Here is a 16,133-nt window from a genome sequence, read left to right as displayed (position 1 = left end):
CGTGCACGTCCCCGTGGACTTCGTCTGGCTCGAGGCGACCGCGCTCGCCGGCGTCCGCATCGCGGCGTTCCTCGTGATCGCCCCGCCGTTCTCCTACGGCGCGATCCCGATGCGCGTCAAGGCGATGCTCGCCGTCGCCCTGTCTCTGACCATGGGTGCCGCGGTCGCTCCGGGCTACCAGCCGCTGGAGACCGGGCCGTTCCTCGGCGCGCTGGCGATCCAGGTCCTCACCGGCGCCCTGCTGGGATTCCTCGTCCTGCTCTGCTTCTCGGCCGTCCAGGCGGCCGGCGGCCTGATCGACGTCTTCGGCGGCTTCCAGCTGGCGCAGGCGTTCGACCCGCAGTCGCTCGTCAACGGCGCCCAGTTCACCCGGCTGTTCCACATGACCGTCCTGGCGCTGCTGTTCGCCTCGGGCGGCTACCAGCTCATCATCGCCGGCCTCGCCCGCAGCTTCGAGGCCGTGCCGGTGAACGGGATCCTCGAGATCACGGCGCCCGCGCAGGCGCTCGTCGAGGGCGTCTCGCAGATGATGCTCGCCGCAGTGCAGATCGCCGGTCCGCTCGTGCTCGTCCTGTTCCTCGCCGATGCGGGTCTCGGACTCATCACGCGCGTCGCCCCGGCGCTGAACGCCTTCGCGATGGGCTTCCCGGTGAAGATCCTGCTGACGCTGCTGCTCGCCGGATTCGTCTACGCCACGCTGCCCGGGGTCGTCGACGCGCTCTCCTCGCTCGCCTTCCGGATGATGCGCGGGGTGAGCGGATGAGCACCGCCGACAGCGGCGAGCGCACCGAGCAGGCCACCGACCGCCACCTGCGCGAGGCGCGCAGGAAGGGGCGGCTCGCCCGGAGTCAGGACCTCACCGCCTGGATCGCGATCGGCGCCGCGGCCGTCGCGATGCCGACCGCGATCGCCCTGGGCACGGGGGCCGGCATCGAGCAGATGATCACGATCACGGCGGTGTCGGCGTCGCCGTCGCCGTCCGGCGCCCTCGAGGTGCTGCGGCTCGGTCTGGCGTCCGTCCTGCCGACGATCGGCGCGCTGCTCGCGGTCGTGACGGTCGTCACCCTCCTGGGCGCCGTGATCCAGGGAGGCGTGCACCTGCGCAAGCCCGCCGGCCGGTACGAGCAGTTCAACCTGGTCAACGGCCTGCGGCGGGTGTTCGGGCTGCAGGCGCTCTGGGAAGGCGCCAAGGCGCTGCTGAAGACCGCCGCGATCGCGATCGCCCTGTGGATCGTCGTGGCGGGCCTCGTCCCGGTCCTGTCCGCAAGCGGCTCGCATTCGCTCACCTGGCTGCTCGGCACGGCGTCGGACAGCACGACCGCACTGATCCAGACGGCCGTCATCGTCGGTCTCGCCCTCGCGGTGATCGACGTCACGGTCGTGATGCGCCGCAACCGCAAGCACACCCGGATGACCAAGCGCGAGGTCAAGGACGAGAACAAGAACACCGAAGGCGACCCGCTGATCCGTCAGCAGCGCCGCTCGCGCCAGCTCGCGATGAGCCGCAACCGCATGATCGCCGCCGTCGCCGACAGCGACGTCGTGCTCGTGAACCCCACTCACGTGGCCGTCGCCCTGCGCTACGAGCCGGGTCGTTCCGCGCCGCGCGTCGTCGCCAAAGGCAGCGGCGTGATCGCCGAGCGCATCAGGGAGAAGGCGACCGAGGCCGGCGTGCCGATGGTGCGCGACATCGCGCTCACCAGAGCCGTGCACGCTGCGTGCGACCTGGGACACGAGATCCCGGAGGACCTGTACACCGCCGTCGCGCGCGTGCTGATCTTCGTCGACGCCCTGCGACGACGCGGCGCCGCCCGCGGCATCCACTCCCTTCCCCCGAGGAGGCCCTCATGAGAATGCTGAGCAAACTGGCCGTTCCGATCGGCGTGGTCGGCATCCTGCTGCTGCTCGTGGTGCCGGTACCGCCGGCGCTCCTGGACGTTCTGATCATCGTCAACATCCTGTTCGCGCTCGTGATCCTGCTGACGACCATGTTCGTGAAGAAGCCGCTGGACTTCTCGGTGTTCCCGTCCCTGCTGCTGGTGGCGACGCTGTTCCGGCTCGGACTCAACGTCGCCTCGACGAGACTCGTGCTCGGCGAGGCCTACGCCGGGCAGGTGATCGAGGCTTTCGCGCACATCGCGGTGGGCGGATCGATCATCATCGGCGCGGTGGTCTTCCTGATCCTCGTCGTCATCCAGTTCGTCGTCGTGACGAAGGGCGCCGAGCGCGTCGCCGAGGTCGGCGCGCGGTTCACGCTCGACGCCATGCCCGGCAAGCAGATGGCGATCGACGCCGATCTCAACGCGGGACTCATCACCGACGTGCAGGCGCGCGAGCGCCGAGCGGAGGTCGCGGCCGAGGCGGACTTCTACGGCGCCATGGACGGCGCGTCCAAGTTCGTCAAGGGCGACGCGATCGCCGGCATCGTCATCATCATCATCAATCTGGTCGGCGGCATCGCGATCGGGATCGTCCAGCACGGCATGTCGATCGAGGAGGCGGCGAGCACGTACAGCCTGCTCACGATCGGCGACGGGCTGGTCACCCAGATCCCCGCCCTGCTGATGGCCGTGTCGACGGGCATGATCGTGACCCGGTCGAACGCCGAGACGGAGATGGGCCTGGCCGCCTCGCGGCAGCTCGCGCAGAGCCGCACAGCGCTGAGCATCGCCGGCTTCGCCGCGATCGTCATGGCGCTGATCCCCGGGATGCCGATGCTGCCGTTCCTCGTGATCGGCGCCCTGCTGATCTTCGCGTCGCAGCGGATCAAGGCGGCCGAGGCGCGCTCCGCCGCGCAGAAGACGCAGGAGCAGCCGACGGGCCCCGCGCCGGAGAATCCGGAGGATCTGATCGAGCGGATGCGGGTGCACCCGCTGGAGGTCCTCCTCGCCCCCGACATGGTCGATCTCGTGACCGGCGGAACGGACGACCTGCTCGCACGCGTGCGCACCCTGCGCGGGCGCATCGCGCTGGATCTGGGTCTGGTCGTGCCGCCCGTGCGCACGCGAGACAGCCTCGAACTCCCGATGTCCACGTACGCGATCCGGATCGCCGGCGTCGAGGCCGGACGGGGCACAGCCCCCGCGGGGTCCGTGCTGGCGCTCGGCCAGGGACTGGACGCCCTGCCGGGGCCGACCGGGGTCGATCCGGTCTTCGGCCTGGAGGGCAAGTGGATCCCCGCGGAGATGCGCCACAGCGCGGAGTTCGCCGGTGCCACGGTCATCGACAGGGCGAGCGTCATCATCACGCATCTGTCGAGCGTCATCCAGTCGGGAGCGGCCCGGCTGCTCAGCAGGGAGGATGTCCGTCAGCTCACCGACTCGCTCAAGCAGGCCTCCCCCGCCGCCGTGGAGGAGCTCACCCCGGCGCTGCTGTCGCTCGCCGAGATCCAGCGCGTCCTGCAGGGGCTGCTGGCCGAGCGCATCCCGATCAACGACCTGAGCCGGATCTACGAGGCCCTGGCGCTGCGGGCCAAGGTCTCCACGGATGCGGACGGTCTGATCGAGGCCGCGCGGGCGGCTCTCGGTCCGGCCGTCGCCACCCGCTTCGCCGATGAGGGCGTGCTGCGCGTCATCATGATCAATCCGCTGCTGGAGCAGTCGATGCTGGAGAGCCTGCGCGCGAGCGAGGACGGCCCGCAGATCATCCTCGAGCCGCAGCGCCTCGAGGCCGTGATCGAATCGGTCAAGCAGGCCGTCGCGGGCGCCGCGGACGGCGTCGAACCGGTCCTCGTCTGCGCGCCGAACCTGCGCTCGGCGGTGCGGCGGCTTGTATCCGCCCAGACCGACGGCCTCCCCGTCCTGTCGTACACCGAGGCGACCTCGGCCGCGCTGCGCATCGAGACGATCGGCGTCGTGCGCGACCAGTCCGTGCTCGCGGCCGCGCCGGTCGCCGGCACCGACGCCGCCGACGCGCACTAGGCTGATCTGATGCTGGTGTTGACGAGGCGGATCGGCGAGAGCGTGCTCATCGGCGACGAGATCGAAGTCACGATCCTCGACGTGAAGGGCGACAGCGTGCGCATCGGCATCCAGGCTCCGAGGGAGACCCGCATCCAGCGCGCCGAGATCGTGGACGCCGTCGGCGTCGAGAACGCGTCCTCCGCCGCCGACGCCGGAGCGGGAGGAGCGGCCGTCGAAGCCGCACTCGCCGAGGCGATCAGGCGCGCTCGACGCGGCTGATCTCGACGATGCGCGGCGCGTCGGCGTCCAGCTCGTCATCCGCGACGCCGTCGGCCCCGCCGACGGGGCGGGAGAGCTCGATGTCCCACCATGCATCCGCCACGGCATCCGCCATGTCCCTGCCCCACTCGATCACGACCACGGAGCGCGCGAAGTCGATGTCGAGGTCGTCGAGCTCGGCGGCGGAGCCGAGCCGGTAGGCGTCCACGTGCACGAGCGGCGCCCGCCCGACCAGCGACGGGTGGGTGCGGGCGATCACGAAGGTTGGGCTCTGCACCGGCCCGCGGACGCCGAGCCCCTCGGCGAGACCGCGCGTGAAGGTCGTCTTGCCCGCGCCGAGCGGGCCCGTCAGGACCAGCAGGTCGCCGGGCTTCAGCTGCTCCCCGATACGCAGCCCCAGGTGCTCCATGTCGTCCGCCGTGGCGATCTCTCGGCGGCCGAGGAAGGCCGGATCCACGCTCATGCGCCGCGCCTCGGCACGCGCGGACCGATTCGTGTGACGATCTCGTAGTTGATCGTCCCCGCCGCGTTCGCCCACTCGGTCGCCGACGGGACGCCGAGCGTGGGGTCGCCGAACAGCACCACCTCGTCGCCGACGGCCACGTGCGCGTCGCCGACGTCGACGACGAACTGATCCATCGCGATGCGGCCGGCGACGGTGAAGCGCCGGCCGCCGATCGTCACCGGACCGCGGCCGGACGCCTGCCGCGGCACGCCGTCCGCGTAGCCGAGCGGCACGAGGGCGAGGGTGGTGTCGTGGTCCGTGCGGTGCGCGTATCCGTACGAGACGCCGGTGCCGGCCGGAACCCGACGCACCGCGGCGACCGAGGCACGCAGGGTCATCGCCGGCCGCAGTCCCAGCTCGCCAGAGGAACGGTCGTCGAACGGAGACAGTCCGTACAGCCCGATGCCGATGCGGACCGCGTCCAGGCGCGTCTCGGGGAGGTCGATCGCGGCAGCCGTGGCCGCGATGTGCCGGATCTCGGGATGGATGCCGAAGGACGCGGCCGCCGTCACGCCCTGCTCGAAGCGGCCCAGAGCGGTCCTGTCGTCCTGCGGGGAGGTGTTGGAGAGGTGGCTGAAGAGGCCGACGATGCGGACTCGGCCGATGCGCTCCAGCCGGGCGGCCTCCGCGAAGACGCGCGACCAGTCGCCCGGGGCGATGCCGTTGCGGCTCAGCCCGGTCTCGAGCTTGAGATGGATGCCGACGGGCCGGTCGACGGATGCCGCGGTCGCCGCCGCCTCCAACTGGTCGAAGGACGAGATCCCGACCTCGATGCCGGCCGCCGCCGCCTCGACGAAGCTCTCCCCCGGCTTGTGCAGCCAGGCCAGGATCGGGGCGTGGACACCCTGCCGCCGGAGGTCGAGGGCCTCGGCGATCTCGGCCACGCCCAGCCGCGTCGCGCCTCCCGACAGCGCCGCCACGGCTGCCGTCGCAGCGCCGTGCCCGTAGGCATCCGCCTTGACCACCGCGATGACCTCGACCCCGGTGAGCGCCCGCACGTGGCGCACGTTGTCGGCGATCGCGTCGAGGTCGATCCTCGCCTCTCGGAACGGAACGGTCACAACGGCACTCCTTCCGCCACGACGAACGCGGCGGCGAGACCGGCGTCGTGGCTCAGGGACAGGTGGAGGGTGAGGATGCCACGGTCGGCGACGACCTCGGCGGTGGTGCCGCTGAGGTCGAAGCGCGGACGGCCGGATGCCTCGGAGGCGATCTCGATGTCGATCCAGTGCACACCGTCCGAGCCGCCGAGGGCCTTGATCAGCGCCTCCTTCGCGGCGTAGCGCGCCGCCAGGGACGGCAGGCGCAGCGTCCGCTCCGCCGGGGCGAACAGGCGCTCCATGAGCCGCGGAGTCCGCGTGACCGTGCGCTCGAATCGCGCGATGTCGACGATGTCGATGCCGGTCCCGATGATCACCGGTTCAGCCTACCCGGGACGCCGTCGGCCCACGCCCCGCGGTCCCCGTCACTCCGGGGGCCGGGCCGGGTCACTCCACGGTGACGGACTTGGCCAGGTTGCGCGGCTGGTCGACGTCCAGGCCCTTCGCCGTGGCCAGCGCCATCGCGAAGATCTGCAGCGGCACGACCGCGAGCAGCGGCTCGAACAGCGCGCCGGCCAGCGGGATGCGGATGACCTCGTCGGCGAAGGGCAGCACCGCTGCATCGCCCTCCTCGGCCACGACGATCACGCGGGCGCCGCGCGCGCGGATCTCCTGGATGTTCGAGACCACCTTGGCGTGCACCAGCGCCGAGTGACGCGGCGACGGCACGAGCACGAACACCGGCTGACCGGGCTCGATCAGCGCGATCGGTCCGTGCTTGAGCTCGCCGGCCGCGAAGCCCTCGGCGTGGATGTACGAGATCTCCTTGAGCTTGAGGGCGCCCTCGAGCGCGATCGGATAGCCCACGTGGCGTCCCAGGAACAGCACCGAGCGGGTGTCCGCCATCCAGCTCGCGAGCTGGGCGACGTGCTCCTGCTCCTCCTCGAGGACCTTGGCGACCTTCTCCGGCAGCGCCTGCAGCTCGGCGACGTCGGCGGTGGCGTCCGCGATCGCGCCGCGCACGCGTCCCATGTGTAGCCCGAGCAGCAGCAGAGCCGTGATCTGCGCCGAGAACGCCTTCGTCGAGGCGACCGCGACCTCGGGACCGGCGTGCGTGTAGACGACCGCATCGGACTCGCGCGGGATCGTCGCCCCCTGGGTGTTGCAGATCGACAGCGTCTTCGCGCCGCGCTCGCGCGCGTACTTGACGGCCATCAGCGTGTCCATGGTCTCGCCCGACTGGCTGATCGAGACGACGAGCGTCTCGGCGCCGATCACGGGGTCGCGATAGCGGAACTCGTGCGCGAGCTCGACGTCGACCGCGACGCGCGCCCACTGCTCGATGGCGTACTTGCCGACGAGGGCGGCGTAGGACGCCGTGCCGCACGCGGTGATGATGACGCGGTTGATGCCGGTGAACAGGTCGTCCAGGCCGTCCAGCTCGGGGATGACGACCGCCCCGTCCTGGATGCGTCCGCGGATCGTGTTCGCCACGGCCTCGGGCTGCTCGGCGACCTCCTTCGCCATGAAGCTCGGCCAGCCGCCCTTCTCGGCGGCCGCGGCATCCCAGGAGACCTCGAAGGGCTCGGCCTCCACCGGGGTGCCGGCGAAGTCCGTGACGGTGACGGCGTCCGGCGTGATCGCGACGATCTGGTCCTGACCGATCGCCAGCGCCTTGCGGGTGTGCTCGACGAAGGCCGCGACGTCGGATCCGAGGAAGTTCTCCCCTTCGCCGAGCCCGATCACGAGCGGCGAGTTGCGCCGCGCGCCCACCACGAGCCCCGGCTGATCCTGGTGCATCGCGAGCAGCGTGAACGCGCCCTCGAGGCGGTTGACGACGTTGCGGAACGCGAGCTGCAGGTCGCCGCCGTTGCTCGCGTACTCCCGACCGAGGAGGGCAGCGGCGACCTCGGTGTCGGTCTCGCTGCGGAAGCTCACGCCCTCGGCGGCGAGCTCGTCGCGCAGAGCCGCGAAGTTCTCGATGATCCCGTTGTGGATGACCGCCAGGCGGTCGTCGTCGGCGAGGTGCGGGTGCGCGTTGACATCCGTGGGGCCGCCGTGGGTGGCCCAGCGCGTGTGCCCGATCCCTGTGGTGCCGTCGGCGAGCGGGCTGTCCGACAGCGAATCGCGCAGGATGCCGAGCTTGCCGGCCTTCTTGCGCATGCCGAGCGCGCCGTCCTCATCGATGACGGCGATCCCCGCGGAGTCGTAGCCGCGGTACTCGAGACGGGCAAGACCGGCGAGAAGGATGTCCTGGCTGGGGCGCGGGCCCACGTATCCGACGATTCCACACATGAGGACAAGGGTAAGCGGGGATTTTTGCGAGGGTTCCGAACAATATGAGCCCCGGTGTGTGAAGCTCGACCTCGACACAGGACACAGGTTTCGGCTCGCTGGCGCTCGCTCAACCTTGATAGGCGACGCCTCAACGCGCTGCGCGCATTGACCCGTCGCCTATCAAACCTTGCGGAGCAGCACGCTCTCCACGGCGTGGTCGGCGCCCTTGCTCAGCACGAGGGTCGCGCGGTGCTTGGTCGGCATGACGTTCTCGACCAGGTTCGGCATGTTGATGTCGTTCCAGTACCCCATCGCAGTCTGGACCGCTTCCTCGTCGGTGAGGTGCGCGAACACGTTGAAGTACGAGGACGGGTTGCTGAACGCCCCCTGGCGCAGCGCCAGGAAGCGATCGACGTACCAGCTCGCGATGTGGTCGGTGTCGGCGTCCACGAAGATCGAGAAGTCGAACAGGTCGCTCACGGCGACGTCGTTGGGTGCCGGAGGGGGCTGCAGCACGTTCAGACCCTCGACGATCACGACGTCGGGACGCCGCACCACGACGTGCGCGTCGGGCACGATGTCGTACCGCATGTGGGAGTAGAACGGGGCACGAACCTCGGCTGCTCCGGACTTCACCTCGGTCAGGAAGGAGATCAGGGCGCGCCGGTCGTACGACTCCGGGAAGCCCTTGCGCTCCATGAGCCCGCGGCGCTCCAGCTCGGCGTTCGGATAGAGGAACCCGTCGGTGGTCACGAGCTCGACCCGCGGCGTGCCGGGCCAGCGGCTCATCAGCTCGCGCAGCAGGCGCGCGATGGTCGACTTGCCCACGGCGACGGATCCCGCGACGCCGACGACGAACGGCGTGGTGGTGTCCTCCTCCTGCAGGAAGGCGCTGGTCGCGGCGCCGAGGCGCTTGGTCGATGTCGCGTACAGGCTGAGCAGCCGGCTGAGCGGCAGGTACACCTCGCGCACCTCGGTGAGATCGAGGCGGTCCCCGATCCCGCGGATCTCGACGACCTCGGTCTCGCTCAGCGGCTGGTCGAGATCGGCGGCGAGTCTCGCCCACTCCGCCCGATCGATCTCCCGGTACGGGGACAGCGGACGCGTGGGCTCGACGGTGGTCACGGCATCCATGCTATCCGCGCCCGTGCCCGAGCACGCTCGAGGGTTCCGCGCCACCTTTCGGCATCCGCGCCAGTTCGTTCCTGTCGCATACGCGGAGAAGTGTCGCAGAACCCCTGGGCGGGTCATCGGATGGCGAGGACGGCCTCCGCCGACAGGGCATCGGCCGACGGACCGGCGGCGATGCGGTACTCACCCGGCTGCACCCGCAGCGCGCCGCGATGCAGCCAGTCGTCGACCGCGCCCTCGAGACGCAGCGATTCGTCCCACACCGCGAGGCGTGCGACCTCGAAGGAGATCTCGACCTCGCGGGTCTCCCCCGGCTCGATCCGCACGCGACGGTATCCGAGCAGCAGTCTCCGCGCCGGCGGCACGGGCAGCCCCTCGGGCGCCAGCCCGTAGACCTGGACGAGCTCCTCGGCCGCCCGTTCGCCGCGGTTCGCGATCCGGACGGTCGCGGTGACCTCGCCGGGGCGCCCGAACGCCGGATGCCGATGCGTCGGCGCCGGTGCCGGCACCGAGGCCGCATCGAGCGACACCTCCAGGTACGCGACGTCGGCGTACGTCAGCCCGTGACCGAACGCGAACGCGTAGGGCTCCGGCTGGTGCCGGTAGGTGGCCCGCTGCCGCTGCGTGTCGTAGTCGAACAGGTCGCCCGCCTGAGCCGGGTCGGCGGGCCAGGACTGTGCGAGCCGCCCTGTCGGGGAGACGTCGCCGCTGAGCACGTCCGCGATGCCGTGCCCGAGCTCCTGCCCGGCATGGCTCGACCACACCACGGTCGGGGCGGAATCCGCGTCGCCCAGGATGTACGGATAGCTCGACACGATCGTGAGCACGGTCGGCGTCCCGGTCTCCTGCGCCGTGCGCCAGATGCCCGTCGACGCCTCGGGAAGGTACAGGTGCGGGCGGTCCTCGGTCTCGCGTCCGGCGAGGTGCGGGTCGTTGCCGACCACCACCACGGCGAGGTCCGAGGATGCTGCGGCATCCGCCACCGCCTGCGCCCCGGATCGCACCGTCCGCACGGCGAAGCGTTCGGCGGCGTCGAACGTCACGCCCTCGGCGAGGACGATCCCGACCTCGCGCGAGACGCGCAGCCAGCGACCGGACCCGAGGTGCAGCAGCGACCACGTGCCGTCGGCGTGCACGTGCCTGCGGAAGCTCTCCTGCACGACCCAGCCACCGACCCGCTCAGCATCCGCGCGCACGGGCCAGGCACCGCCGGTGAGCAGGCGCCCCGACGCGTGCGAGCGCAGGGTGAGGATCCCGTCGCCCCAGTCCGTGACGTCCCACAGAGCCTCCTCCGACGCGGATGCGCCCACCGCGGCCACGTGCGCGCCGGTGGCGTCCGAGGTCAGGAATCCGCCGCCGCCCGTCGCCCGCAGGGCCACGGTGTCGGCGCCGGTCTCGATCGTCACCTCGGCGTCCGGATACCGCTCCGCGAGACCGGCGGCGACGCCGACCGCGTACGGCGGCGTCCCGGAGTACCAGTCGGTGAGCACGAGGTCGGCGAGCGGGCCGATGACGGCGATCGATCTCGGCGCGGCCAGCGGGAGCACGCCGGCGTCGTCGCGCAGCACGACGACGCCCGCCGCGGCCGCCTCGCGAGCAAGCTCCCGGGCACCGGGCGTGTCGATCGCGTCCATGCCGATTCCGGCATACGGATCGTCATCGCCGTCGAACTCGCCGGAGCGCACGCGCATCTCGAGCAGGCGCAGCGCCGCGCGGTCCAAGTCGGACCGGTCCAGCAGCCCGGCCTCGAGCGCCGCCCCCAGATTGGTCAAGGTCGGCCGCGCATCCGCGTCGTTGTCCGTGAACGAGTCCATGCCGCTTCTCACGAGCGCGGCGGCCGCGTGCGTCATGTCGGGCTGCGCTCCCTGCACCGAGACGACGAACGTGGGCGCCCCGGCATCCGACACGACCGCAAGCGATCCGGGAGCCCAGCTGCGCGCCTCGGCGACCAGCTCGGGCTGCGTGTGCGCGGGGGTGCCGTTGACCTGGTTGTAGGCCAGCATCATGCTGCCGGCCGCTCCGGATTCGATCGGCTCGCGGAACGCCGGCAGCTCCTCCTCGTGCAGGGTGCGCAGCGACATGTTCGACGACGTCGCCGAGCGGTCCGTCTCATTGCTGTACGCGAGGAAGTGCTTGAGCGCCGGGACGGTCCGCCACACCCGCTCGTGCGATCCGCGCAGTCCGCGCGAGTACGCCGCCCCGAAGTGCCCGGTGAGGTGCGGGTCCTCCGAGTAGCCCTCCTCGTTGCGGCCCCACCCGGGGTGGCGCAGCGTGTTCACGACCGGCGCCCACACGTTCAGGCTCACGAGCGGGTTCTCGGCGCGCTTGGCGCGCACCTCGGTCGCCGCGACCTCTCCGACGCGCTCGACGAGGTCGGTGTCCCAGGTGGCGGCCAGTCCGACCGGCTGCGGGAAGACGGTGGCGGTGCCGAGCCAGGCGGCCCCGTGCAGCGCCTCGCAGCCCGTGCGGTACTCCGGGACGCCGAGCCGTTCGATCGCGGGCGCCGCCTGGTGGAGCATCGCGAGACGCTCCTCGGGGGTGAGCCGCGCGAGCAGGTCGGCCGCCCGGTCGGCGACGGACGCGGTGACATCGCGGAACAGCATCAGCTCTCCTCCCCGATCGTGATCTCCAGTTCGCCTGCTCCCTGAGCGGTCGCCGATGCACCGCCCGCCGACAGAGACCAGGATGCCGTGGCATCCGTGCTGCTCGCCGTGATGCGGTTCCCGGACCGACGGACCCGGAACGTCGTCGCCGGAGCACCGTCGTGCCCTGGCACGGTCGTCACGGCGTCATGACCGTCCGGCAGCTCGAAGCAGCGCAGCGTGACGCCGTCGGCCCAGTCGTAGTCCGGGCGATCGTCGACCGCGCCCCACGGCAGTACGGTCCCCGGGCGCACGCGCAGCGGTACCGAGAGGTGATCGTGCGTCTCGCGCACCCAGCGCCGTCCGTCGACGACCGATCCGTCGATGAGGGATGTCCATGCCCCAGCGGGCAGGTAGTACTCGACGTCGCCCGCCGCGTCGAAGACGGGCGCGACCAGCAGCGCGTCGCCCAGCATGTACTGCGTGTCGGCGTCGAAGCCGCTCCGATCGTCCGGGAACTCCAGCACCATCGGGCGCATCATCGGGATGCCCGACGACGCCGCCTGCGCGGCTGCCCCGGCGAGATACGGCATGAGCCGCATCTTCAGCTTCGTGAACAGACGGGTGACCTCCACGGCCTCCTCATCGAACTGCCACGGGACGCGGAACGAGCTCGAGCCGTGCAGCCGCGAATGCGAGGAGAGCAGCCCGAACGCCAGCCACCGCTTGAACAGCCCGGCGTCCGGCGTCCCCTCGAAGCCGCCGATGTCGTGGCTCCAGTACCCGAACCCGCTCATCGCGAGCGACAGCCCGCCGCGCAGCGACTCGGCCATCGACAGGAAGCTGGAGTCGCTGTCCCCGCCCCAGTGCACCGGGAACTGCTGCGTGCCCGCGGTCGCCGAGCGCGCGAACAGCACGGCCTGCCCGGTGCCGCGCCGACGCTCGAGCGCGCGGAAGACGACCTCGTTGTACAGCCGCGGGTAGTGGTTGTGCATGCGGGCGGGATCGGATCCGTCGAACCACTCGACGCCCTCGGCGGGGATCCGCTCGCCGAAGTCGGTCTTGAACGTGTCGACGCCCTGATCCATGAGCCGTTCGATGTGACCGACGTACCAGTCCGCCGCCTCGGGATTCGTGAAGTCGACGATCCCCATCCCCGCCTGCCAGAGGTCCCACTGCCAGACGCCGCCGTCGGTCCGCTTGAGCAGATATCCCTTCTCGGCCGCCTCGGCGAACAGCTTCGAACGCTGCGCGATGTAGGGGTTGATCCACGCGGAGACCTTCAGGCCGCGCTCGTGCAGCCGGGCCAGTTGCCCCTCCGGATCCGGGAACATCCGCGGGTCCCACTCGAAGTCGGTCCACTGGAACTCGCGCATCCAGAAGCAGTCGAAGTGGAACACGCTCAGCGGCAGGTCGCGCTCGGCGAAGCCGTCGATGAACCCGTTGACCGTCGCCTCGTCGTACTCGGCGGTGAACGAGGTCGTCAGCCACAGGCCGAACGACCAGGCGGGGACCCGCGCGGGCCGGCCCGTGAAGGCCGTATACCGCTCGAGCACGTCCTTGGGAGTCGGACCCGCGAACAGGTAGTAGTCCAGGGTCTCCCCCGGCACCGAGAACTGCACGCGGGAGTTGACCTCGCTGCCGACCTCGAACGAGGCCCGGTCGGGGGTGTCCACGAGGACGCCGTAGCCGCGGCTGGTCAGATAGAACGGCACCGACTTGTAGGACTGCTCGCTGGAAGTGCCGCCATCCGCGTTCCAGGAATCGATGACCTGCCCGTTCTTCGCGAAGGCGCCGAAGCGCTCGCCGAACCCGTACACGCGCTCGCCCGGCTCGATGGACAGCTGCTGATGCATCCAGGTGTCTCCGGCCTGGGCCGCCGGCCCGCTGTCCGGACGGAACGAGCCGTCGGCCGTGAAGTGACCGATGGAGCGCGGCAGCGACCGGGTGAGCACGCGCCCGCCCTGCTCGAAGCGCACCTCCCAGTCGCCGGTGCGCGAGACGACCACGCGCAGATCGCCGGTCTCCAGCACGCCCTGGGCGTCGTCGACCGAGACCGCCGGCACGAACCCTGCCTCGGGGAACGTCTCGAAGTCCGGGCCCCGGTGGACGCGCCCGGCATGCCGCTGGACGCGCACCTTCACGACCCCGGATGCCGGGGACGAGAACGTCACGGTCAGCATCGGACGGTTGAGGGTGTCTCCACGGTGGCGGATCACGGTCGTCGGCGCGAAGACCGTGAGGGTCCCGGCATCCGGATCGATGCGGATGTCGTCGACCTGCGTCGCGTAGAGGGGAGTCAGCCCCGGTCGGGTCAGCCAATAGCCGTCGGTGAACTTCACCAGGTGCGCCTTTCTGTCAGTGCCCGCACGTCGCCGGGCGCGATGCCCACGGTGCGGTCGGTCTTCTCTCCGGTGAGCAGGTCGACGCGCGTCCCGCCCTCCGCGATGTCGATGTCGATGTCGATGTGACGATCGGAGTGGTTCAGCAGGAACAGGACGTCCCCGCGCCGGACGGCCTCCAGGCCGTCCGGAAGCATCTCCGCCCGGCCCCCGAGCGCCGAGTTGATCCCGGCGGTGCCGAGCACGTCTCCGATCAGGGCCGACAGGCTGCCGTCGTCCACGATCGCGCCGAGGTACCAGGCGGTTCCGTCGCCGACGCCGTGCCGTGTGAGAACGGGGACCCCGGCGAGGTCGCCGTCGGCGTGCCGGGCGAGGACGTCGGCCCCGTCCACTCGCAGGCGTTCCGCGAGGATGCTCGCGCCGGGGGCCTCGACGTCTCGACCGGCCGCCCAGCTCTCGTCGAAGACCAGTGCGCTGCCGGAATCCGGGACCGCGCCCCACTCCTCCCCGCTCACGCCGAGAAGCTCGCGCAGCAGCACGGGCGAGCGCCCGGTGAGCACGTGCGCGTTCTCGTCCGCGACGCCGCTGAACGCCCCGACGACGATCTGCGCCCCCGAGCCGACCGCATCGCGCAGTGCCGTCGCGGTACTCGGCCGGACGATGTAGGAGTGCGGCACGAGGACGACGCGGTAGCGCGAGAGGTCGGATGCCGGGGACACGAGGTCCGCCGCGACGCCGCGACGCCACAGCTCTCGGTACCAGCGTCCGAGCTCGGTCAACGTGCTCAGTCGCTCGGTCGGCCGGGCCGGCTCCTCGCCCGCCCACCAGGACGGCCAGTCGAACAGGATCGCGACCTCGGCCTGGATGCCTGCACCCGCGACGGGCGCCAGACGGCGCAGATCCTCCCCCTGCTGCACGACTCCGCGGAACACGTCGGAATCGGCGCCGGCGTGCGGGAGCATGGCCGAGTGGAAGCGCTCGGCGCCCGCCCTGGCCTGACGCCACTGGAAGTAGCAGACGGCATCTGCGCCGCGCGCCACGGCCTGCAGCGAATCGCGACGTGCGCGCAGCGGGGATTTCGGGAGGTTGTGCTCGCGCCACGACGTGGCGCTGATGGCCTGCTCCATGAGCACCCAGCTCCGCCCGCCGCCGAGGGATCGCATGAGGTCCTGCACGAGCGCTATGGATGCCGGGGAGTCGGCGGAAGCCGGGTCCGGGTACTGGTCGTCCGAGACCACATCGACCTCGCCCGCCCACGACCAGTAGTCGGTGAGCGCGTGGAAGCCCATGAAGTTGGTCGTGATCGGCTGGGTCGCGCCGGCCGCGCGGATGACATCGCGCAGCTCCCGATAACAGTCCTCCAGCTGGTCGGAGCTGTACCGACGGAAGTCCAGGGACTGCGTCGGGTTCACCAGGTACGGCATGCGGCGCGGAGGAAGGATCTCCTCGAATTCCGCATAGCGCTGCGACCAGAATGCGGTCCCCCAGGCCTCGTTGAGCGCCGCGATCGTGCCGTAGCGATCGCGCAGCCAGCGGCGGAACTCGCGCGCCGCCTCGTCGCCGTGATCGATCTGGCCGTACTCGTTTCCGACGTGCCACATCCGCACCGCCGGATGCTGCGCGTACCGCTCGGCGAGGTCGCGCGTGAGGGCCGCGGCGTGCTCCCGGTACACCCGGGACGCCGGGGAGAACTGGTTGCGGGAGCCGGCTATCAGACGCACACCGTCCCGGTCCACCGGCAGGGTCTCGGGGTGCCGGATGCCGAGCCACGGCGGCGGAGAGGCGACCGGCGTCGCGAGGTCGACCGCGATGCCTCCGGCGTGCAGCAGGTCGAGCACCTCGTCCAGCCACGCCCACTCGCGGGCGCCGGGGACGGGCTCGATCACGGCCCAGCTGAACACGCCGACGGTGACGAGGTTCACGCCGGCTTCCCGCATCAGTGCCACGTCCTCGCGCCACACCTCCGCCGGCCACTGCTCGGGGTTGTAGTCGCCGCCGAAGCCGAGTCCGCGCTCGGCGATCAGCGTGTCGAAGGCACGGCGTGCCGAAGTCGTCGTTGACATGGGTTTCCGGTT

The 16,133-nt window shown here is 71.1% G+C and carries 12 protein-coding genes; 4 read left to right on the top strand and 8 right to left on the bottom strand.

Features of this window, described 5'->3' with window-relative positions; translation table 11 throughout:
• Window position 1 precedes the first annotated feature (1 nt).
• The 4 genes from KYX17_RS24095 to csrA are packed head-to-tail and all read left to right on the top strand — an operon-like array spanning window position 2 to window position 4,181.
• On the top strand, window positions 2–763 hold the full coding sequence (locus tag KYX17_RS24095) for a flagellar biosynthetic protein FliR (RefSeq protein WP_243230375.1): 762 nt from the start codon (window positions 2–4) through the stop codon (window positions 761–763).
• Window positions 760–1,851 carry a flagellar biosynthesis protein FlhB gene (locus KYX17_RS24090; RefSeq protein ID WP_243230373.1) on the top strand — a complete coding sequence of 364 codons (1,092 nt, stop codon included), beginning with the start codon at window positions 760–762 and terminating at the stop codon, window positions 1,849–1,851. The genes KYX17_RS24095 and KYX17_RS24090 overlap by 4 nt, the downstream gene beginning before the upstream one ends.
• Window positions 1,848–3,920: a flagellar biosynthesis protein FlhA gene (locus KYX17_RS24085; protein WP_243230371.1), complete on the top strand. Its 2,073-nt coding sequence runs from the start codon at window positions 1,848–1,850 to the stop codon at window positions 3,918–3,920. Before KYX17_RS24090 ends, KYX17_RS24085 begins: the two co-directional genes overlap by 4 nt.
• Before the next feature lie 9 nt (window positions 3,921–3,929).
• Window positions 3,930–4,181, top strand: a complete 252-nt coding sequence (gene csrA / locus KYX17_RS24080; RefSeq protein WP_243230366.1) for a carbon storage regulator CsrA — start codon at window positions 3,930–3,932, stop codon at window positions 4,179–4,181.
• On the opposite strand, the gene tsaE is transcribed toward csrA, so the two are convergent.
• The 8 genes from tsaE to KYX17_RS24040 form a co-directional block, all read right to left on the bottom strand.
• A complete protein-coding gene (tsaE, locus tag KYX17_RS24075; protein ID WP_243230364.1) occupies window positions 4,159–4,644 on the bottom strand; it encodes a tRNA (adenosine(37)-N6)-threonylcarbamoyltransferase complex ATPase subunit type 1 TsaE in 486 nt (161 codons plus the stop codon). The genes csrA and tsaE overlap by 23 nt on opposite strands.
• Entirely contained in the window at window positions 4,641–5,747 is a 1,107-nt protein-coding gene (gene alr, locus KYX17_RS24070) for an alanine racemase (RefSeq protein ID WP_243230355.1), read from the bottom strand. The genes tsaE and alr overlap by 4 nt, the downstream gene beginning before the upstream one ends.
• Window positions 5,744–6,103, bottom strand: a complete 360-nt coding sequence (locus tag KYX17_RS24065) for a holo-ACP synthase (RefSeq protein WP_243230344.1) — start codon at window positions 6,101–6,103, stop codon at window positions 5,744–5,746. The genes alr and KYX17_RS24065 overlap by 4 nt, the downstream gene beginning before the upstream one ends.
• Window positions 6,104–6,173: 70 nt before the next feature.
• Window positions 6,174–8,021, bottom strand: a complete 1,848-nt coding sequence (glmS, locus tag KYX17_RS24060; protein WP_243230335.1) for a glutamine--fructose-6-phosphate transaminase (isomerizing) — start codon at window positions 8,019–8,021, stop codon at window positions 6,174–6,176.
• A 162-nt stretch (window positions 8,022–8,183) separates the two neighbouring features.
• The gene (coaA, locus tag KYX17_RS24055; protein WP_243230319.1) at window positions 8,184–9,137 is read right to left on the bottom strand and encodes a type I pantothenate kinase; all 954 of its coding nucleotides are present in this window, start codon (window positions 9,135–9,137) and stop codon (window positions 8,184–8,186) included.
• A gap of 113 nt (window positions 9,138–9,250) precedes the next feature.
• Complete coding sequence (locus KYX17_RS24050; protein WP_243230312.1) at window positions 9,251–11,737, bottom strand: glycoside hydrolase family 3 C-terminal domain-containing protein; 2,487 nt, start codon at window positions 11,735–11,737, stop codon at window positions 9,251–9,253.
• Window positions 11,737–14,058 (bottom strand): alpha-xylosidase, encoded by a 2,322-nt coding sequence (yicI, locus tag KYX17_RS24045; RefSeq protein WP_243230302.1) that lies wholly within the window; start codon window positions 14,056–14,058, stop codon window positions 11,737–11,739. The genes KYX17_RS24050 and yicI overlap by 1 nt, the downstream gene beginning before the upstream one ends.
• Entirely contained in the window at window positions 14,055–16,121 is a 2,067-nt protein-coding gene (locus KYX17_RS24040; RefSeq protein WP_243230291.1) for a beta-galactosidase, read from the bottom strand. Before KYX17_RS24040 ends, yicI begins: the two co-directional genes overlap by 4 nt.
• Window positions 16,122–16,133: the final 12 nt, after the last annotated feature.

The organism is Microbacterium sp. CIAB417, from assembly GCF_022788845.1.
This window is presented reverse-complemented; position numbering and strand designations above follow the sequence as displayed.

What these genes read in the sequence shown, in the direction of transcription:
- KYX17_RS24085 (WP_243230371.1), top strand. Translation starts at nt 1,848, where the DNA reads ATGAGAATGCTGAGCAAACTGGCCGTTCCGATCGGCGTGGTCGGCATC.
- KYX17_RS24090 (WP_243230373.1), top strand. Translation starts at nt 760, where the DNA reads ATGAGCACCGCCGACAGCGGCGAGCGCACCGAGCAGGCCACCGACCGC.
- glmS (WP_243230335.1), bottom strand. Translation starts at nt 8,021, where the DNA reads ATGTGTGGAATCGTCGGATACGTGGGCCCGCGCCCCAGCCAGGACATC.
- tsaE (WP_243230364.1), bottom strand. Translation starts at nt 4,644, where the DNA reads ATGAGCGTGGATCCGGCCTTCCTCGGCCGCCGAGAGATCGCCACGGCG.
- coaA (WP_243230319.1), bottom strand. Translation starts at nt 9,137, where the DNA reads ATGGATGCCGTGACCACCGTCGAGCCCACGCGTCCGCTGTCCCCGTAC.
- KYX17_RS24040 (WP_243230291.1), bottom strand. Translation starts at nt 16,121, where the DNA reads ATGTCAACGACGACTTCGGCACGCCGTGCCTTCGACACGCTGATCGCC.
- KYX17_RS24050 (WP_243230312.1), bottom strand. Translation starts at nt 11,737, where the DNA reads ATGCTGTTCCGCGATGTCACCGCGTCCGTCGCCGACCGGGCGGCCGAC.
- csrA (WP_243230366.1), top strand. Translation starts at nt 3,930, where the DNA reads ATGCTGGTGTTGACGAGGCGGATCGGCGAGAGCGTGCTCATCGGCGAC.